This window comes from Hymenobacter ruber (assembly GCF_054783255.1).
Genome location: NZ_BAAGQX010000002.1, coordinates 855,130 through 874,932, shown reverse-complemented (window position 1 = coordinate 874,932; position 19,803 = coordinate 855,130). Strand labels below are relative to the sequence as shown.

11 protein-coding genes are annotated in these 19,803 nt (G+C 63.9%); 2 read left to right on the top strand and 9 right to left on the bottom strand.

All coding sequences use genetic code 11. The features are described 5' to 3' along the window. Positions 1–59: 59 nt before the first annotated feature. Entirely contained in the window at positions 60–4,724 is a 4,665-nt protein-coding gene (locus ACYVM5_RS04440) for an InlB B-repeat-containing protein (protein ID WP_460616936.1), read from the top strand. A gap of 94 nt (positions 4,725–4,818) precedes the next feature. Further along, positions 4,819–6,264 carry a T9SS type A sorting domain-containing protein gene (locus ACYVM5_RS04435; RefSeq protein ID WP_460616934.1) on the top strand — a complete coding sequence of 482 codons (1,446 nt, stop codon included), beginning with the start codon at positions 4,819–4,821 and terminating at the stop codon, positions 6,262–6,264. Positions 6,265–6,402: 138 nt separating this feature from the next. On the opposite strand, the gene ACYVM5_RS04430 is transcribed toward ACYVM5_RS04435, so the two are convergent. The 9 genes from ACYVM5_RS04430 to ACYVM5_RS04390 form a co-directional block, all read right to left on the bottom strand. Then, positions 6,403–7,776, bottom strand: coding sequence for a T9SS type A sorting domain-containing protein (locus ACYVM5_RS04430; RefSeq protein WP_460616933.1), 1,374 nt, complete (start codon positions 7,774–7,776; stop codon positions 6,403–6,405). Between the two features lie 344 nt (positions 7,777–8,120). Then, positions 8,121–9,131 (bottom strand): glycosyltransferase family 2 protein, encoded by a 1,011-nt coding sequence (locus tag ACYVM5_RS04425; RefSeq protein WP_460616932.1) that lies wholly within the window; start codon positions 9,129–9,131, stop codon positions 8,121–8,123. 162 nt (positions 9,132–9,293) lie between these two features. Continuing rightward, a complete protein-coding gene (locus ACYVM5_RS04420; protein ID WP_460616931.1) occupies positions 9,294–10,523 on the bottom strand; it encodes a glycosyltransferase family 61 protein in 1,230 nt (409 codons plus the stop codon). A gap of 54 nt (positions 10,524–10,577) precedes the next feature. Further along, positions 10,578–11,786: a glycosyltransferase family 61 protein gene (locus tag ACYVM5_RS04415; RefSeq protein ID WP_460616930.1), complete on the bottom strand. Its 1,209-nt coding sequence runs from the start codon at positions 11,784–11,786 to the stop codon at positions 10,578–10,580. 51 nt (positions 11,787–11,837) lie between these two features. Continuing rightward, positions 11,838–12,788 carry a GDP-L-fucose synthase family protein gene (locus ACYVM5_RS04410; RefSeq protein ID WP_460616928.1) on the bottom strand — a complete coding sequence of 317 codons (951 nt, stop codon included), beginning with the start codon at positions 12,786–12,788 and terminating at the stop codon, positions 11,838–11,840. A 58-nt stretch (positions 12,789–12,846) separates the two neighbouring features. Continuing rightward, entirely contained in the window at positions 12,847–13,962 is a 1,116-nt protein-coding gene (gmd, locus tag ACYVM5_RS04405) for a GDP-mannose 4,6-dehydratase (protein WP_460616927.1), read from the bottom strand. A gap of 268 nt (positions 13,963–14,230) precedes the next feature. Further along, positions 14,231–16,960, bottom strand: coding sequence for an Ig-like domain-containing protein (locus ACYVM5_RS04400; protein ID WP_460616925.1), 2,730 nt, complete (start codon positions 16,958–16,960; stop codon positions 14,231–14,233). A gap of 620 nt (positions 16,961–17,580) precedes the next feature. Then, positions 17,581–18,861 (bottom strand): hypothetical protein, encoded by a 1,281-nt coding sequence (locus ACYVM5_RS04395; RefSeq protein ID WP_460616924.1) that lies wholly within the window; start codon positions 18,859–18,861, stop codon positions 17,581–17,583. Continuing rightward, a complete protein-coding gene (locus ACYVM5_RS04390; protein WP_460616923.1) occupies positions 18,858–19,787 on the bottom strand; it encodes an O-fucosyltransferase family protein in 930 nt (309 codons plus the stop codon). Before ACYVM5_RS04390 ends, ACYVM5_RS04395 begins: the two co-directional genes overlap by 4 nt. Positions 19,788–19,803: the final 16 nt, after the last annotated feature.

Below are 19,803 nucleotides of genomic sequence, written 5' to 3'. Positions count from 1 at the left end.
GCCGGCCCAACTGGTCTTTTCAATCTGTCTTTTTTCTGCAAATCCACTTTCTCTCCACCATGAAATCTTCGCTTACCTGTTTTCTGCTGGCATTTTTGCTGGCTTGCTGTTGCGGCCGGGTGCAGGCCCAGACTCCTCCCACGGGTTTCACCTCCACCACCGTTTCTTCGGGCTGGAATGAGGCGGTGGGGCTTACTTTCAATAGCACGGGCAGCAAGATGTTTGTCTGGGAGCGGCCAGGCAAAGTGTGGGTGGTGGTGAACGGCCAGCGCCAGCAGCTCATCGACATCACGGAAGAAGTAGGAGCCTGGGAAGACCAGGGCCTGCTGGGCTTCGCCCTCGACCCAAACTTTAACACCAACGGCTACATGTACCTCCTGTACGTGGTGGACCGGCACTACCTGATGAACTTCGGCACGGCCAACTACGACCCGGCCGCCAACGACTACTACAGCGCCACCATCGGGCGGCTCACGCGCTACACGGCCACGGCCAGCGGCACGGGCTACACCGTGAACCCGGCCAGCCGCAAAATCCTGATTGGCACGAGCAAAACCAACGGCATCCCGTCCACCTTCAACGGCCACGTCACGGCGGCGCTGCAGTTCGGCACCGATGGCACCCTGCTGGTGGCCACCGGCGACGGGGCCCACCCGTACCCCGACTTTGGGGCCTGGACGGCTACCTACGCGCCCCAGGCCCTGGCCGATGGCATCATCAAAGCCAAGGAAGACGTGGGCTCGCTGCGCGCTCAGCTGGTGGACTGCTACAACGGCAAAATCCTGCGCATCGACCCCAGCACCGGCAATGGCGTCGCCAGTAACCCGTATTACGACGCCGCCAACCCCGGCGCGCCCCGCTCCAAAGTGTGGGCCCTGGGCTTCCGCAACCCGTTTCGGATGACGCTGAAGCCCGGCACGGGCAGCACCAACCCCACCGCCGGCAGCCCCGGCACCATTTACCTGGGCGATGTGGGCGCGGCCAACTGGGAAGAGGTGGACGTGGTGACCGGCCCGCGCCAGAATTTCGGCTGGCCCTTGTTTGAGGGCCTCACGCCTTACGACGCCTTCACCACCTCGAACGTGTACAACCGCGACGCGCCCAACCCGCTCTACAACACGGGCGGCTGCACCAAGCAGTTTTTCTACTTCCAGGACCTCATCAAGCAGGCCACGCCCACGGGCACGGCCACCTTCCCCAACTCCTGCAACACGTCCCAGACGGTGCCCACCAGCATTCCCACCTTCGTGCACGTCCGGCCGCTCATCGACTGGGGGCACCCGGCCACCGGGCCGTCGCGCACGGGCACCTTCAGCGGCAGCACAGCTACCACTGTCAACCTGGGCGCGGCGGGCTCGCCGGTATCGGGCTCGCAGTTTGGGGGCAGCGCCTCCACGGGCGGGGTGTTTTATCCTTACACCGACTTCCCGCTGCAGTACCGGAATACCTACTTTTTTGGTGATTACGTGGGCGGCTGGGTAAAGAACCTGACCGTGAACAGCAGCAACCAGCCCAGCGCGGTGGGCGACTTCGTGCCCAGCGGGGCCGTGCCGGTGGCCTTTGCCACCAGCCCGGGCGAAACGGGGCTGTTCTACGTGAACTTTTACCCGTCGGAAATCCGCAAAATCAGCTACGTGACCACGGCCAGCCCGCCGGTGGCGGTGGCGACTTCCAACAAAACCTACGGCCCCGGCCCGCTCGCGGTGCAGTTCACCGGCAGTGGCTCCACCGACCCCAATAACAGCGCGCTCACCTACCGGTGGAATTTTGGCGATGGTACCGCGAATAGCACAGCGGCCAACCCCAGCCACACGTTTTCGCCGCCCACCTCGGCCGTCACCAACTATACCGTCACGCTCACCGTGACCAACGCCCAGGGCCTGACCAGCCAGGCCACCATTCGGATTTCGGCCAATAACACGCCGCCGCAGGTCACCATCACCAGCCCGACGGCCGGGACGGTGTACCCGCTCACCGGCAACACCACCTACCAGCTGGCGGCCAACGTGACCGATGCCGAGCACAGCGGCCACCTGCTCAGCTACCAGTGGCAGACCATTCTGCACCACCAGAGCCACGAGCACCCCGACCCCGTGGACACCACCCGGGTGACCAGCGCCGTCATTGTGCCCTACGGCTGCGGCACCGAAACCTACTACTACCGCATCGTGCTGACGGTGACCGACGCGGGCGGCCTGTCCACTACCAAGGAAGTGCGCCTCGACCCCAATTGTAACGCCACCAGCTTCACCCTGGTGGATGCCGACGCGGCCACCGACGTCGACATTCAGCCCCTGACCAACGGCGCGATTCTGAACCTGGCCACGCTCCCCACCCGCAACCTGAACATTCGGGCCAATGCCAACCCCACCACCACCGGCAGCGTGGTGTTTGCCCTCATCGGCCCGCAAAACCAGAACCAGACCGAATCGACGGCGCCCTACGCGCTGTTCAGCGATGTGAATGGGGACTACAATGCCTGGACGCCGCCGGTGGGCAACTACACGCTGCTGGCCACGCCGTACTCGGGCAGCGGCGGCAGCGGCACGCCGGGCACGGCACTGTCCATCAGCTTCACCGTTACGGATACTGGCACGCCGGGGCCGTTCACGCTCACCACGGCCGTGTTTGGCAGCGGCACCATCACCAAAAGCCCCAATCAGACCACCTACGCCAACGGCACCAACGTGACGCTAACGGCTACGCCGGCGGCGGGCTTTGCCTTCACCGGCTGGAGCGGCGGGGCCACGGGCACCACCAACCCGCTCACGGTGACGATGAATGCCAACAAATCCATCACGGCCACCTTCACGTCCACTTCCACGCAGCAGCTGACCAGCTTCACCCTGGTAAGTGCCGATAGCAACGCCGATATTCAGACCCTGACCGCCGGCGCGACGCTGAACCTGGCCACGCTGCCGACCCGCAACCTGAACATCCGGGCCAATACCAATCCGGGCACCGTGGGCAGCGTGGTCTTCGCCCTCAGCGGAGCCCAAACCCAGAACCAGACCGAGTCGGTAGCGCCTTACGCGCTGTTTTCGGACACTGGTGGCGCCTACACCGCCTGGACGCCGCCCGTGGGCAGCTACTCGCTCACGGCCACTCCCTTCACCGATGCCGGGGGCGGCGGCACGGCCGGCACGCCGCTCACGCTGGCCTTCAGCGTAATCGACCAGGCTGGCCCCACCTACACGCTCACCACGGCCATCGTGGGCAGCGGCACGGTAACGAAAAACCCGAACGCGGCCAGCTACGCCAGCGGCACCAACGTGACGCTGACGGCCACGCCAGCCACGGGCTACACGTTTACGGGCTGGAGCGGGGGGGCCACCGGCACCACCAATCCGCTCACAGTGACGATGACGGCCAACAAGTCTATCACGGCCACCTTCACCGCCGTGCCCACTTATACCCTTACCGTGAACACCACCGGTAGCGGCACCGTGACCAAAACGCCCAACCAGACCAGCTACACCAGCGGCAGCACGGTCAGCCTCCAGGCCACGCCGGCGGCGGGCTATACCTTCAGCGGCTGGAGTGGCGGGGCCACGGGTACCACCAATCCCCTTACAGTGACCATGACGGCCAATAAAACCATCACGGCCACCTTCACCGCAACAACGACCACCTACACGCTCACCACGGCCACCGTGGGCAGCGGCACCGTCACCAAAAGCCCGAACCAGAGCACCTACCTCAGCGGCACCAACGTGACGTTGACCGCCACGCCAGCCACTGGTTACACGTTTACCGGTTGGAGCGGCGGAGCCACAGGCACTACCAATCCCCTCACGGTGACCATGACGGCCAACAAGTCCATCACGGCCACTTTCGCCGCCACCTACACCCTTACCACGGCCGTAGTGGGCAGCGGCACGGTGACGAAGAACCCGAATGCCGCCAGCTACGCCAGCGGTACGAGTGTGACGCTAACCGCTACGCCGGCCACCGGCTACGCCTTCACCGGCTGGAGTGGCGGGGCCACGGGCAGCACCAACCCGCTCACGGTGACGATGACGGCCAACAAATCCATCACCGCCACCTTCACGGCCAGCGGCCCGCAGGTGACAAGCCTGATACTGGTGAATGCCGATTCCGACCTCGACATCCAACCCCTGACCACGGGCGCGGTGCTGAACCTGGCCACGCTGCCTACGCCCAACCTCACCGTGCGGGCCACCACCAGCCCGGCCACCGTGGGCAGCGTGCTCTTCGTGCTCAGCGGCGCGCAGTCGGTGAATCACAACGAGAACCTGGCCCCCTACGCCCTGTTTGCCGATTCCAACGGCGACTACAACCCCTGGACGCCGGCCATTGCCGTGGGTAGCTACACCCTCACCGTCACGCCCTACACCGCCGCCGACAATGGCGGCACGGCCGGCACCCCGCTCAGCGTGAGCTTCACGGTGACCAATCAGGCGGCCCGCGTGGCGGCGGCTACGGCCACTTTGCCCACCCGGCTAACCCTTGTGCAGGCGGCCGCTTACCCCAACCCCTCCGCCGACGGCCGCTACTCCCTGCGCCTGCCCGATGCCTTGCAGGGTGCGGTGCGCTACCGCCTGCTCACGGCGCTGGGGGCCACGGTGGCCACCGGCACGCTCCCGGCCGATGCCCCGGTGCAGCGCCTCGATTTCTCCCACGAAATCAACGCCGCCGGGCTCTACTACCTGCTGCTCGAAAACGACCACGCCGCTGCCCAGCTTAAGCTGCTGCGGCAGTAGCCACTGCAACCAAACTGCTTTCCCTCGTGGCCCGGACCGGGCCACGAGGGCTTTTTTCGCCCCCTCTTTATGTTTCACTCTTCAGGTCTCCGGTATGGTGCATCGTTTACACACGCTGTGGCTGCTAAGCGGCTGCTTCGCCGCACTACTGGCCGCGCCCGCCACCGCGCAAACGCGCATTCTGTTCGTCGGCAATAGCTTCACGCACGGCAATGCGGCGCCGGTGCTGAACTACAACGCCGCCGGCATCACCGACGAAAACTACGGCCTGCCACCCAACAGCCCCCGCTACCAGGCCGACCCGGCCATGCCCGGGCCCTGGGGCGGCGTGCCGGGTATTTTCAAAAAAATGACCGACCAGGCCGGCCGGGCCTACGAGGTGCACATGGAGGCGGTGAGCGCCGCCGCGCTCTCCTACCATTACACCAATGCGCTGAGCGTGATGCAGCAGGGCCCCTGGGACCAAGTGGTGCTACAGGAGAATAGCTTCCAGCCCCTGCCCGTGGCCCGCACCGGCCGTCCCGCCGATTTCCTGAACTATGCCACCCGCCTCGAACAGGCCGTACATGCCGGCAGCCCCGCCGCCAGGGTCTACCTTTTTCAGACCTGGGCCCGGGCCGATATGACCTACCCGGCCGGCCAGCCGTACTCGGGCCTGCCCATCGATACCATGGCGCGCGACCTGCGCCGGGCCTACGCCTACCTGGCCGTCCAAAATCCGCGCATTGCCGCCGTGGCCGCCGTGGGCGATGCCTGGCTGCGGGCCATGCAGGCCGGCGTGGCCGTCCGTAATCCATACAACAACCCCGGCCAGCTCAGCCTGTGGAGCCCCGATAACCTGCACGCCAGCAAGTGGGGCTCGTACCTGGCCGCCTGCGTGCTGTTTGCCCAGCTCACCGGCCTCGACCCGCGCACGCTCGGCCCCGCCGAGCAGGCCGCCGTGGCCCTCGACATCACCGGCCCCACCGCCGTGGCTTTGCAGCAAGTTGCGTTTCAGCAGGTATTCATGCCCACCGAGGCGCTGCCCGTGGTGCTCACCAGCTTCGCCGCCCAGCGCCAGGCTGCCGGCGTGCGCCTGAACTGGGCCACCGCCACCGAGGAGCAGAATGCCCGCTTCGATGTGCAGCGCAGCCCCGATGGTGTGGCTTTTGCCACCATTGCCACCGTGCCGGGCAGCGGCAATTCTTCCCTGCCCACCAGCTATACCGTGCTCGATGCGCTGGCTCCGCTGTCCACGTCGTACTACCGGCTGCGGCAGGTAGATGTGAGCGGCGCAGCCACCTACTCGCCGGTGGTGGTGGCGGGGCCGGTGGCCGCACCGGTGTCGCTCTACCCTAATCCGGCTCGGGAGCAGCTTTTCATAGCTGGAGCGGCCGCCACGGCCTACCGCGTGCGCAACTCCCTAGGCCAGCTGTTGCGGCAGGGTGCCATGCCCGCCGGGCAGGCCACCGTGGAGCTGGGCAGCCTGCCCGGCGGCCTCTACCAGCTGGAGCTGGAAACGGCCACCGGGCGCGTGCGGCGCACCTTTGTGCGGCAGTAGGGTGGGGCTTTAAAAGGCTGTCATCCTGAGCGCAGCGAAGGCCCTTATCACGTTTGAACGACTTATTCAAACGTGATAAGGGCCTTCGCTGCGCTCAGGATGACAGGCACTTGAGACGCAACAAACCAACCATAAGTACTACGGCAGCACAAAGCGCCCCGCGTAGCTGCCGCCCGCATTCGTGAGGTGCAGCACGTAGGTGCCAGCCGCCAGCCCGGCCACCGGCAGTGTGCCACTGCCCGAGGCCGCCAGCCGGTACCGCCCCAGCTGCTGCCCCATAATGGAATACAGCACCAGCTCCTCGGTGCCGGTGGCCGGGCCGGCAAAGCTGTAGTGTAGCAGGCCATCGGCCGGCGTGGGCACATAGGCCTGGAGCGGAGCCGGAGCCGCGCCGGGCACCACGGCCACCACCCGCACCGGCGAGTAGGTGCTCGTGCCGTCCACATCCACCTGCTGCAGCCGGTAATACAGCTTGCTCAGGTTGGCGGGTAGCTGCTTGTCGATGTATTGGTAGGCCTGCGGCAGAATGGTGTTGCCGTGGCCGGGCAGGTGGGCCACCGAGATGAATTCACGCCCATCGACGCTGCGCTGCACCACAAATTCCTTGTTCTGCTCCTCGGTGGCCGTGTTCCAGCGCAGCTGCACCGCGCCTGCCTGCAGCGGCTCGGCCAGAAACGCCGTGAGGCGCACCGGCAGCGCGGGAGCCACCACCACGAAGCTAATGGTGAGGCCCGACCCCTGCGTGCCACCGCCCTGCGCCGCGTCAAAAACCGTGGCCGTAAGCGTGTAGGTGCCGCCTACGGGCCGCCAAGCAGTATAGTCTCCGTTCAAATCGCTGAAAAGCGCGTACGGGGCCAGGTTTTCGATGCCCGAGTAGGTTTGGGCCCCGGTCAGGTCGAAGCTCACGCTGCCCACGATGGCCGGATTGGTGTTGGCCCGAATGTTCAGATTGGAAGTGGGCAGTGAGGCCAGGGTGAGCGTCATGCCGGATGTCATGGTCTGAATATCGGTATCGGTATCGGCATTTACCAGCGTGAAGCTCGTGATGCCGCCCACCGAATTCACCACCGTAAAGCTGAGCGTGAGAGGCGCGCCGCTGTTTCCCGTCCCGCCCGGGTCGTCGAAGGGCGTGGCCAGCAGCGAATAGCTGCCCACCGGCGGCGACCACGGAAAATAGTCGCCCTGGAAATCGCTGAACAGCGCGTAGGGCGCAAAATCCTGCGTCTCGTTGCGCGTCTGGGCTCCGGTCAGGTTCATTACCACGCTGCCCGGCAGGGGCAGGTCGGTATCGGCCCGGATGTTGACGTTGCGGGTGGGCAGCGTGGCCAGGTCTATCACCATGCCCGGCGTCATGGCAAAAAGGTCGGTGTCGGTGTCGGCATTCACCAGGGTGAAGCCGGTGATGGAAGCAGCAGCAGCTACATTGCCGGTGCCGGTCGCCCAAGTGGGTAGCAATAAATTAGCCCAAGTAAACAGGCTGACTAACAGCGATAAGTAGACCTTGGTTTTCATGCATGGGAGGCGTTAAAGTGGATACTTCATCGGCTCGCCCAGGTGCTGGCATCCCAAGCTAGCACCAACAGAAGAGTTATAACAAATATAATATATATAATTAAGTAATAAACATAAATTTTCTAATATAACGGCTCTGCTTGTTGCAATCTTTTTAGATAAAATATCCTGGTGGCAGTGCGCTACTGGTCGGGGCGGGACGCCTTGGCAGCCGTCTGGGCTGCGCACGGCCCCGCCACGATAAGAGTACACGGCCATTTATCAGTACCTGGGGATACTGAATAAATGGCCGTGATAAATGCGGCTTTCAACCCGTGCAAAGACGATTATTGCCCCGACCGCTGCTAAACGGCGGTGGCTGGCGCGTGAGCTGCCCGGCGAGGCATCGCCGCTATCGGCACTGCGCTGGGGCCCGGCTGCGCTGCCCGCATCTGAATGTGCGCCCGCGTGGCCCAGATGCCGCGCCAGTGCTGCCACACGTAGCGGTAGGCCCGCAGCGAGGGCCGCTCCAGTAGCAGGCAGTAGAACAGAATGCCCAGCTGCCGGGGCAGCGCCCGCAGCCACATGCCCGGCATTTGACTGGCCGGCGGATTTTTAAGCAGCAGCAGCCACTGGTTTTTCACCGCATCCGCTTTGATGGTGCCGTTCAGGCGCAGGCGGCGGCGCAGGTCGGCGGGGCGGAACTCGCGCGGGTGCAGCGCCCGGCAGGCGGGCTCAAACAGGGTGGTCCAGCCGTAGAGGCGGCCGCGCCAGGCAATGTCCCAGTCCTCTTTGTGGGCAAAAAAACGCTCATCGAAAAACTGCCCGTCCACCCGCAAATCATCAATGAAAGCGCGGCGGTAGAGCGGCAGCGCGCCATCGGCCCCGTCTACCGGGCCGGCCGTGAGGGGCGTTTCAGAGAGCAATTGGCCGTGGTGGCGCAGCCGGAAGCGGCCGTCGGGCAGGGCCTCCAGCCCGGTACTGTCGATGCGCGGGTTGGCCCCCGGGTTTTGCAGCAGCAGCCCGCACACGGTGCCCGCGCCGGGGTTGGCGCGCAGCGTGGCCATGGCCCGGCCCAGGTAGTTCACGGCCATTTCAATGTCGGGGTTCACCAGCAGCACGGCTTCCGAAGTGGTGCGGTCGAGGGCGTAGTTGTGGCCACCGCAGAAGCCGGTGTTGCGCGGCAGCGGGTGCAGGCGCACGCGGGCATCGGTGGCGGCCAGGGCGGCCACGCGGGCGCAGGTGTCATCGGCCGAGGCATTATCCACCACCCACACTTCAAAGTCGGCATACGTTTGGGCCAGTATCGAGCGTAGGCAGGCTTCAATGACGTCGGCGCTGTTCCAGCTGACGACGGAAATCAGAACGGAAGGCATGGCGGTAGGAGTTTATGCAGGTACTCAGAACGTCATGCAGAGCGCAGCGAAGCATCTTGCCCGCCACCACTAAATCCTGTCGATTGGATTGCGTTGCGCGGGCAAGATGCTTCGCTGCGCTCTGCATGACGTTCTTTTTTAACGCTTTTAAAGGTCAAACTCTCACGCGCTCACCGGCTGACGCAAGGCCATTTCCACAGCCTGGCGAAGCGCAGTCAGGTCCACGGTGAGGTCATCCTGGCGGTCGGCGGTAGCGCGCTGCGCCGAGGCCGATTCCAGAGCGCAGATGATGGGGTAATGGGGCATGCCCAGGCGAGCCGTGAGGTCGAGATAGTCGGGCACCACCAGATTGCGAGGCAGCAGCTCGATGAGCGGCGTGCCCTCAGCGCAAAACATGATGTTGACCAGGCCCGCACCCACCGGCCCCACCACCGCCCGCGCTCCGGAAAACAGGGCTGCTTTCTCGCGGAAGCTCAGTTCGGTGAGGGCGTAGCTCTCGAAGCCGTACTCGGCCAGCAGGGCTTCCACCTCGGCCTCGTTGCGCACGCGGCGGAACGCGGCATCGCGCCGGCTCACGTATACCAGCGGGCTGAAGCGCGTGGCGCGGGCCGCCGTAGCCGCCAGGGGCCGGAAGGCATCCTTCATAAACTCAGCGGCCCAGCGCGGGGCGTGGCGGCCGGTACCTCGCACTGGCGAGGTGAGCAGCAGCCGCTGGGCGCGCAGGTGCGTGGTGGTTTGCAGGTCGATAATTTGCTCGCTGCGAATGCCCAGGGCCAGCAGCGTTTCCATCACAAAGGCCTGCTCGCGGCTGTAAATCAGGAAGTAGTCGATTTCATCCCAGAGGCCGGCTTCTTCCACCAAATGCAGGCGGGGTAGCGAGTCGAGGAGCCAGTGGTAGTAGTTGCCCATGGCCGCGCCGCCGCCCGAAAGCAGGCTGCACACCGTGCCCGACACCTGGCCCGGCGTCCGGAAATAGCGCTGCCGGAAGATGGGGTTTTCTTCTGGCGGGGCCACCGCGAAATTGCCTGCTGAAAACTGGAGCGACACATCGCCCACCAGGTGGTTATCGGCCGCAACCACGGCAATTGTGCCGAAGTTGTCGGCGTTGATGCGGGCATTGGGCAGCATTAGTACAAACGCGGCGGCTACTTCTTCCTGCTCGGCAATGCGGTCATAGTAAGCCGGGGCCAAGGATACAAACTCGTCGGGCACGGTGAGGTGCGAGGTGTAGCCGGGGTAAACTTCCACGTAGTGCGCGCCGCTGCCCGGCTGGGCGGCCAGGGCTTTGGCGGTAGGGTGCACGCCGGTAGGGCGGAGGTGCTCGTTGTGCGGCACCAGGTCCCGCAGCAGCCGGCCAGTGCGCCGCTGGGCTCGGGTAAGGAGGTCTTGCATAGTTAGATAAGTTTGCTGGTGGGAGGGATGTAGCCCGAATAGGGTGGCCGGGCATCACAACACCTGGTGCAGGCAACTGCTCAGGGCGTTGAGGTCCACGGTAAGGTTTTCGCGCCAGCCGGCGCGGCGGGAGGTAATGGGGCCGTCGGCGGCATCGGCCACCAGGTAGCGGTGGCGGTGGCCCAGGCGGTAGCACAGTTCGGGGTATTCCACCACGGTGAAGTGCTTGGGAAACAACTCGACCACCGGCGTGCCGGCGGGGGCAAACACCAGGTTGGCCAGGCCCGCGCCGGTGGGGGCCACCACGGCCCGCGCCCCGGCAAACAGGGCCAGCTGCTGCTCAAAGCTGTAGTCGCTCAGCACGTGCGTCTCGAAGCCGTAGGGGCGCAGCAGGGCTTCCACGTCGGGCTCGTTGAGGACGTGGCGGGCGGGGGCGTCGCGCCGGCTCAGGTACACGTAGGGGCCGAAGGTGTGGGGCGCGGCGGCGGCGCGCAGCTCGTCGCGCAGGAAGGCGCAGGCCCACTGCGGCGTGTGGGTGCCCGCGCCGCGCACGGGCGAAGTCACCAGCAGGCGGTCGGCCACAAGGTGGCGGTGGGTGCGCAGGTCGAGCACCTGCTCGGGCCGGATGCCCAGGGCGCGGAGCGAGTCGGCTACGAAGCGCCGCTGCCCATCGTACACCAGAAAATAGTCGATTTCATCCCACAAACCTGCTTTTTTGAGCAAGTGCAGGCGCGGCAGCGAGTCAATCAGCCAGTGGTAATAGTTGCCCACGGCGGCCCCACCGCCCGAGAGCAGGCTGGCCACCGTGCCCCGCACCCGGCGCGGCTCGGAGAACCAGCGCTGGGCGAATACATTGTTGTCTTCGGGCCGGGCCAGGTCCGAGCGTTGCGCATCGTACTGAAACGAGGCATCGCCCACCAGCCGGTTGTCGGGGCTAATGATGGCCACGCTCAGGGCGTTATCGGCCAGCAGGCGGCCTTCCACCAGGCTCAGCACGAAGGCGGCTGGGGTGTGCTCCACGCGGTTGGGTTTGGCGTGCAGGCCGCCGTAGTCGGTGGTGTGGGCATACAGGTCGGGCGTCACGTTCAGGTACGATACCTGCGTGGGGTACGCTTCGGTATAACTGGCCCCGCTGCCGGGGCATGCGGCTAGGTTGCGGCTGCTGGGGTGCATGCCCACGGGGCGATAGTGCTGGCGGCGGGGCAATAGCTCGCGCAGCAGGCGGCCCACCCGCTGCCGCCCCCGGTTCAGAATGTCAGGCATTTTCACAGCAGAAAAAAGCTAAAGGCGGGAAGAGAAAGTGTGGTGGCCGGGCTATTCCACGGGCTGGCCCTGACCGGCGGCCTGCCACTCGGCCGAGGCCAGCACCTGGCGCAGGCCGGCTTTCAGCGAGAGGCGGTGGCGCCAACCAAGGGCGTGGATTCGGCTCACGTCAAGTACTTTGCGCATGGTGCCGTCGGGCCGCGAGAAATCGAAGTGGATTTCGCCCGCGAAGCCCGTGAGCTCGGCAATCAGCTCGGCCAGCTCGCGGATGGACAGGTCCTGGCCGGTGCCGATGTTCACGGGGGCGGCTTCGTCGTAGTGGTCCATCAGATAGAGGCAGGCCTCGGCCAGGTCGTCCACGTGCAGGAATTCACGGCGCGGGGTGCCGGTGCCCCACACGTCCACGCGGGGCCGGTTGTGTTGCACGGCTTCCTCAAACTTGCGCAGCAGGGCGGCCATCACGTGCGAGCTTTCCAGGTCGTAGTTGTCGTTGGGGCCGTACAGGTTGGTGGGCATCACCGTGATGAAGTTGCAGCCGTACTGGTCGCGGTAGGCCTCACACATCTTCACGCCCGCAATTTTGGAAATAGCGTAGGGCTCGTTGGTGTGCTCCAGCGGGCCGGTGAGCATGTATTCCTCCCGAATGGGCTGCGGGGCCAGCTTGGGGTAGATGCACGACGAGCCCAAATACAGCAGCTTGCGCACGCCGCAGCGTTGGCTTTCGTGCAGCACGTTGGCCGTAATCATCAGGTTCTCATAGATGAAATCGGCCCGCAGGGTGTTGTTGGCGTGGATGCCGCCCACCTTGGCGGCGGCCAGCAGCACGTATTCGGGCCGGGTTTCGGCAAAGAAGCGGGCCACGGCGGCCTGGTTGGTCAGGTCGAGCTCGGCCGACGTGCGGGTGATGATATTGGTGTAGCCCCGGCGCGTGAGCTCGCGCAGCAGGGCCGAGCCCACCATGCCGCGGTGCCCCGCGACGTAGATGCTGGAAGTCTTTTCCATGAGTATAAAGGCGAAGTCGGAACAGAAAAAAGGGCGCGGCAGCCCGCGCCCGGGCCGGCTATTCGTCGTGGTAGCTGAGCACGGCGTGGCCAGCCTCCAGCAGCACGGTGTCGCGCCGGAACAGGGTCAGGTCGCTCTGTACCATGTCGCTCACCAGGCCGGCCAGGTCGTAGTTGGGCACCCAGCCCAGCTCGGCGCGCGCCCGGCTGGGGTCGCCGATGAGCAGTTCCACCTCCGTGGGGCGGAAGTAGGCCGCGTCCACGGCCACCACTTCCTGGCCGGCCCGTAGCTGGAAATCGGGGTTGTGGCAGGCCCGCACGTAGCCCACTTCGGCCACGCCCTCGCCGGCAAAGTCTACTTCAATGCCCAGCTCGGCAAAAGCCAGCCGCACAAACTCGCGCACCTTGGTGGTCACGCCGGTGGCAATGACGTAGTCGCGCGGCTCGTCCTGCTGCAGCATGCGCCACATGGCTTCCACGTAGTCTTTGGCGTGGCCCCAGTCGCGCTTGGCGTCCAGGTTGCCCAGATACAGCTTGTCCTGCAAGCCCAGCGCGATGCGCACCACGGCCCGCGTAATCTTGCGCGTGACGAAGGTTTCGCCCCGGCGCGGGCTTTCGTGGTTGAACAGGATGCCGTTGCAGGCATACAGGCCGTAGGCTTCGCGGTAGTTTACCGTAATCCAGTAGGCGTAGAGCTTGGCCACGGCGTAGGGCGAGCGGGGGTAAAAGGGCGTGCTTTCGCGCTGCGGCACTTCCTGCACCAGCCCGTACAGCTCCGAGGTGCTGGCCTGGTACAGCCGGGTTTTCTTGCCCAGGCCCAGAATGCGGATGGCCTCCAGCAAACGCAGGGTGCCCAGCCCGTCCACGTCGGCCGCGTACTCGGGCGTGTCGAACGAAACCTTGACGTGCGACATGGCCCCGAGGTTGTAAATCTCGTCGGGCTGCACTTCCTGCACGATTCTAATCAGGTTGGTGGCATCCGATAAGTCGCCGTAGTGCAGCTTAAAGCGCACGTCCTTCTCGTGCAAATCCTGGTACAGGTGGTCGATACGGTCGGTGTTGAACATCGACGAGCGGCGCTTGATGCCGTGTACTTCGTACCCTTTACTCAGCAGCAGCTCGGCAAGGTAGGCCCCGTCCTGGCCTGTGATTCCAGTAATTAATGCGCATTTCATAAGCAGCGGTTAAAATGAGGTAGGAGATGACTTTCGGGTACCCCGGGATAGAGTAGGTGATAGCAAGATAGTAATTTATATCAACATTCATATATTGTTCATTGATTAATTTATTTTTTCGACAAATAAAACCCGCTATTATACCGAGGAGCTGTTGTAGCGCCGGCTACAAAGTCCGCGCTGCAGTGCATTGGCCCAAAACCAAAAAAGCCTGGCCGCAGGGGCCAGGCTTTTGAGCAGGTGCGCGTTGCGCAATTGAGAGAACCGACTAGGGCAGCGGGGTAGCCTGTTTCCAGAGCTCGATGCCCGAGAGGTTGGCCATGCCGCCGGTGGTGCCTACGTTCACCGTGCCGTCGGTCACGTTGGCCGTGAAGGGGCCGAGGCGGTCCCAGTGGCCGGCCGAGCCGCTGTTGTAGCCGCTCAGTACGGTTTTGCCTTCGAGCGAGATGTTGAAGGTTTCAGCATTGTTGTCCTCCCATACATAGAGGTACACGCTGTAGGTACCGCTGGCTACGCCGCTCAGGGCAATGCCGGTGCTGCTGCCGTACATCGAGGCGCGAATCATGCTGGCGCGAGTGGCGTCGGTGGCGGGATTCAGCGTCACGTTCTGGTTAGCAAAGGCGCTGAGGCCCGTGGTTTTGAAGTTAGGGGCGCTGGCGCTGGCAGCCCAGCTCTTGCCATCGAGGGTGATGGCGCCACCGCCCAGGTTCACGGCCCGAACGAAGGTAGGCGCAGTGGTGGCGGGCGGCGTGGTGGTCGTGGCGGCCGTTACCGTAACAGTCGCAGCAGCCGAAGTCGTGGCGACACCGGCGTTATTGGTAGCGCGGGCGGTGAGGCTGAGCGTGCCAGCGGCGGTGGGCGTGTAGCTGAAAGCGTAGGGAGCCGTCAGGTCTTCGCCGAGCTTGGTGGCGCCGTTGAAGAACTCGACTTTCGAGATGGTGCCGTTGGCAGCCGCGGCCGAGGCCGTCAGGTTCAGGGCCGCACCCACGGTGCCGGTGCTCGGCGCGCTCAGGCTAACAGTGGGGGCGCTGGGGGCCGTCGGAGTCGTAGGCGTGGTAGGAGTCGTGGGCGTGGTAGTGCCCGAGGTCTGCTTCCAGATTTCGATGCCCGACAGGTTATTGTTGTTGCTGCTCGAAGTACCGATGCTGATGGTACCGTTGGTCACGTTGGCCGTAAAGGGGCCGAGGCGGTCCCAGTGGCCGGCTGAGCCGCTGCTGTAGTTCGACTGCACGGTCTGGCCCTGGAGGCTGATGTTCAGCGTTACGGGGTTGTTATCCTCCCACATGTAGAGGTACACGCTGTAGGCACCGTTGGCCACGCCGCTCACCGAAGCTGCGATGTTGGGGTCGTACACGGCGTCACGAATCATGGCTGCGCGGGCAGCGTCGGTGGCCGGGTTCAGCGTCACGCTCTGGTTCGAGAAGGGCGAGCCGTTGATTTGGAAGTTAGCAGCGCTGTTGCCGTCTTCAAAGCTCAGGCCGTCGACAGTAGTGGCTGTGCCGCCTACGTTAATGGCGCGCACGAAGGTGGCGTTGGCCGGCGCGGTGCCGGTGGGGGTAGTGGGCGTGGTGGTCGTAGCAGCCGTTACGGTTACCGAAGAAACGGCCGTGGAAGTAGCAGCACCGGCGTTATTAGTAGCGCGGGCGGTGAGGCTGAGCGTGCCGGCGGCGGTGGGCGTGTAGCTGAAAGCGTAGGGAGCCGTCAGGTCTTCGCCGAGCTTGGTGGCGCCGTTGAAGAACTCGACTTTCGAGATGGTGCCGTTAGCAGCCGCGGCCGAGGCCGTCAGGTTCAGGGCCGCACCCACGGTGCCGGTGCTCGGCGCGCTCAGGCTAACGGTAGGAGCCGAAGGGGCAGTAGGCGTAGTGGGCGTGGTAGTACCGCCGCCGCTGGTGCCGCCCGCACCGAGGGTGATGCCGTTCTGCGACAGTTTCTGTTGCCAGAAGGTCCATTCGGCCTGCTCATCGGCCAATGTCAGCGGACGGTCGGCAATGTGCGTGATGCTCGTGCAGGTGGGGCAGGCGCCGGGGCTGGTGTCTTGGCGGTCTTTGTAGGGCGTGTTGCCGCCCTGGTAGTAGAAACCAATGAAGTTATTGGTCATGTCGTTGTTGAAAAACACCGACCCCGACTGCTGGTAGGCGTTCCAGAGGCCGGCGGCAGCGTAGCCGGCGGGCATCTTAGAGCCGTCGGGCAGCAGGCCGCAGGTCACCATGCGGTTGTTGTAGTAGTGGTTGTCGTGGCCCGAGGCGATGTTCATGGCCGCGCAGGTGCTCACCAGCTGGTTGTTGTAGCCATTAATAAAGGCCGTGGCACCGCTGGCCGACTGGGCGTCGCCGTCAATCGTGATGCCCGAGCCCGTGTAGCTCGACCCCGTGGCGGGGTAGGGGTAGGCACCCTGCACGTAGTTGTCGTGCAGCTTCAGCGGGCTGCCCGAGGTGCCCGACGAGTTATAGAAGTTGATGTTGTCCTCCACCAGCGACTGGTTGGGCTCGTTGATAATCTCGTTCCAGGCCACTTCGGCACCGGGTACACTCAGCGCGCCGTTCACACCCAGAAAGTTGCAATAGGTGCCGCCGCCGTTGCGGTAGCGGCCGTCCAGGTTTTTCGACTGGTTGTAGCGGATGGTGTAGGTCTGCGACGTAGTGCCGCTGCCGCCCCACTGGTAAATGTCGATGCCCGTGGTGTGCTCGAAGTAGTTGTGCTCAATCGTGAGCGACTTGGCCGAGTTCACTTCCACGAAGCGGCCGTGGCGGCGGTTGTCCACGGTAGGGGTCTGGCCGTAGGCCTTGTTGTTGCGGATAATGAGGTTGTCGCCCCCATTCTTGCCGTCGATGATATCGCCGGGGCCCACCAGCACGCAGTTCTCAATAACTACGGGCTGGGTGGTCTGAATCGTAATAACCGGCACATCGGAGCTGGTGCTGCGGTAGTTGCCACTATAGGTACCGCCCTGCGTAATAGTAAGCGGGCCGGAATAAGTAACGTTGGGAGCTTGCGCCATTGCGGGGTTCAAACCAGGTGCTACCGCGAGGAAACAACCAATGGCTGCAGAAAGAATACCCGTGAGAGGACGCGATACAGGGGAAAGAGCGAAGGTGTGCTTGAGATTTTTTTGCATTCTTGAAAAACTTGAAACGAAAAAAATGATTGGCATTGGCCCCTTCAACCCAGCCAAAAATCTATTTGTTCCAAGCCTTCTGATAGAATTTGTTATATATCATAAAATGCAATTTAAAATTGCTCTCCAGCGCTGGTGCTTCTGTGGAACAGGTTTCTCAGCTTGGGAATGTCGCCTTTGCGACCGCCGATTTGCCTGATAAAATTCATCAAAGCGGCCTCTGCAAAGCCCATTTAAACTTAATAGCGGCTTGTTGCTTGCTTTGGATTGGCTCTTGGTTGCGCCGACGGAGCTGCCTCAAGCCGAAGCAAAAAAAGCCCGTTTGTTGCATTTCTAACTAATATATATGATTGTTTAAGCTAATTATTTGAGCTTAATAAAATTTTTAAGACTTTGCAAAGTGCAATAAGGCCCGAACGTTAATATTTAATATATACAATATTTAATTTGCTACCTGAATCGGCCAATAATCAATACCAATTGAATTAATTCAAGTTTGGCTATTACTGTGATTTCGCTCTGAATGACGTCATGACGCTCCGCAGGGACCCACTATCGGCTCTGAAAGGCTGCTGAAGGCGCATTCTGGGCCGGGCCGAGGTGGCGGCTGGCCCCACGTGCAGGTGCTGTGCCCGCAGCTTGCGCTGCCACAAGGCCCATTCGGCCTGCTCGGTTTGCAGGGTGACGGGATTGGGCAGGTGGGTGGTGGCGGTGCAGGTGGGGCACGCGCCGGTGCTCAGGTCCTGGCGGTTGGGCAGGGGCGTGCTGCCGCCCCAGTGCACGAATCCCACCACATTGTCGCTGACCTGGTTGTGGAAAAACACGGTGGGCGGCTGCTTGTAGGCATTCCAGACACCAATGCCGGCGTAGTTGGCCACCAGGCGGGTGCCGTCGGGTAACAATCCGCTGGTGATGATGCGGTTGTGGTGAAAGTAGTTGTCGTGACCCGAGGCGATGTTCAGGGCGGCGCAGGTGCTCACCAGCTGGTTGTCGTAGCCCTCCACCCAGGCCGTGGTGGTGATGGGCGCGCGGCCGGTGCCATCCAGGGTGATGCCCGAGCCAGCGTAGGTGTCGCTGGTGGCCGGGATGGGGTAAGCGCCCTGAATGTAGTTGTCGTGCAGGCGGGCCGGGCTGGTGCGGGTGCCGCCCGAGTTAAAGAAGTTGATGTTGTCCTCGACCAGCGACTGGTTGGGCTCGTTGATGACTTGGTTCCAGGCCACTTCGATGTGGGCCAGGTTGGGCAGGCCATTCAAACCCAGGAAATTGACGGGGGTGCTGCCGCCGTTGCGGTAGCGGCCATCGATGTTGCGGGCCGAGTTGTAGCGCACCGTCAGGGTTTGGGCGGGGGTGCCGTCGCCGCTCCACTGATAAATGCTGATGCCGCTGGTGTGCTCGAAGTAATTGTGCTCGACGCGCACGGATTTGGCGGAATTTGCTTCCAGGAAGTGTCCGTGGCGGATGTTGTCCAGGCTTTGAGCCAGGCCGTAGCCCTGGCAGTTCACCACGGTGAGCTGCGCCCCGCCCCGGGTGGCCTCAATCAGGTTGCCGGCCCCGGCCAGCACGCAGCCGCTGAGCGTGACCGGCTCGGTGGTTTGAATGCTGACGCAGGGCAGGCTGGAATCGGTACTGCCGAACGTGCCCGTGTAGGTGCCGCCCTTGCGAACGATGAGCTGGGCCGGCCCGCTGGGGTGCCGCCCACAGGCCGCCGCAAGGCCCGCACTGGTCAGGGCCAGCAGCAGGAGGGCGCGGGCCGCCGGGCGCGGCCAAAAAGTGGGCGGCCTCATGCCAGTGCTACTTTTTCCGATTCCCAGCGCACCGTTTCCTGGTCTTCGAACACCACGAACTGCTCCAGCGACTCAATGGGATGGTCGGGGCCGTGCAGGTGGCAGAGGGGCACGCGGCCATAAAAGGAGGCCCACATGGAATAGGTGCTCAGCGGGCCGATGATGTAGTCGCAGCCGGCCAGCGCATACAGGTCCTCCAGCGGATGGTCGGTGGAGCGGCCGGTGTCGAACCCGGCGAAGTCTTCGGCCGGAATGGGTTCGTTGGAAAACAAGAGGAAGCGCACCCGCACATCGGCCGGTAACAGGGCGCGCATTTCGCGCATAGCGCGCACATAGGTAGCGTTGGTATATAGGTAGGCCCCGCCGTACCAGCCGGCGTAGTCGCCCCGCCGGATGTGCACGCCCACCAGCACGTCGGCGTGGGCGCGGTTGGTGGCTATTACCTGCGCCACGGCGTCGCGGTGCGGCTTGATGGGGCGGAAGAAGCGCCGCAGCAGGTCGGCGTGACGGGCGAAGTTGGGCTTGTCGCGGTATTGCCAGCCGTGCACCATCAAGTGGCGTGGGCCGTGGGCCTGAGCCAGGTAGTCGGGGCTGTTGAGGTCGACATCGCCGGTAGGCCGGTCGCCCACGAGGTGCACGCCCAGCAGGCGCGGCAGCCAGGGCAGGCGCAGCAGCACGGGTGGCCCCACGCGCCATTGCAGCACGCGGTGGAGCAGGTCGGGCACGGGGTGGTCGGGGTTGAGGCGCACCGGCAGGCGGCCAAAGAAACTGGTGCGCTGGCCCACCGTGCCTTCAAAATAAGGCGCGTAGCTTGCGAAGGCCGGAATGGCCAGCTCGTAGTCGTGCTCCACGGCATTGACCAAAAAGTGCGAGGTGAGCAGCAGGCAGTTGCCGAAGCCGTGGAGGTCCTGGGTAAGAATAACCATAGCGTGAGGTAGGGGT

What these genes read in the sequence shown, in the direction of transcription:
- ACYVM5_RS04440 (WP_460616936.1), top strand. Translation starts at nt 60, where the DNA reads ATGAAATCTTCGCTTACCTGTTTTCTGCTGGCATTTTTGCTGGCTTGC.
- ACYVM5_RS04435 (WP_460616934.1), top strand. Translation starts at nt 4,819, where the DNA reads ATGGTGCATCGTTTACACACGCTGTGGCTGCTAAGCGGCTGCTTCGCC.
- ACYVM5_RS04430 (WP_460616933.1), bottom strand. Translation starts at nt 7,776, where the DNA reads ATGAAAACCAAGGTCTACTTATCGCTGTTAGTCAGCCTGTTTACTTGG.
- ACYVM5_RS04425 (WP_460616932.1), bottom strand. Translation starts at nt 9,131, where the DNA reads ATGCCTTCCGTTCTGATTTCCGTCGTCAGCTGGAACAGCGCCGACGTC.
- ACYVM5_RS04420 (WP_460616931.1), bottom strand. Translation starts at nt 10,523, where the DNA reads ATGCAAGACCTCCTTACCCGAGCCCAGCGGCGCACTGGCCGGCTGCTG.
- ACYVM5_RS04415 (WP_460616930.1), bottom strand. Translation starts at nt 11,786, where the DNA reads ATGCCTGACATTCTGAACCGGGGGCGGCAGCGGGTGGGCCGCCTGCTG.
- ACYVM5_RS04410 (WP_460616928.1), bottom strand. Translation starts at nt 12,788, where the DNA reads ATGGAAAAGACTTCCAGCATCTACGTCGCGGGGCACCGCGGCATGGTG.
- gmd (WP_460616927.1), bottom strand. Translation starts at nt 13,962, where the DNA reads ATGAAATGCGCATTAATTACTGGAATCACAGGCCAGGACGGGGCCTAC.
- ACYVM5_RS04400 (WP_460616925.1), bottom strand. Translation starts at nt 16,960, where the DNA reads ATGGCGCAAGCTCCCAACGTTACTTATTCCGGCCCGCTTACTATTACG.
- ACYVM5_RS04395 (WP_460616924.1), bottom strand. Translation starts at nt 18,861, where the DNA reads ATGAGGCCGCCCACTTTTTGGCCGCGCCCGGCGGCCCGCGCCCTCCTG.
- ACYVM5_RS04390 (WP_460616923.1), bottom strand. Translation starts at nt 19,787, where the DNA reads ATGGTTATTCTTACCCAGGACCTCCACGGCTTCGGCAACTGCCTGCTG.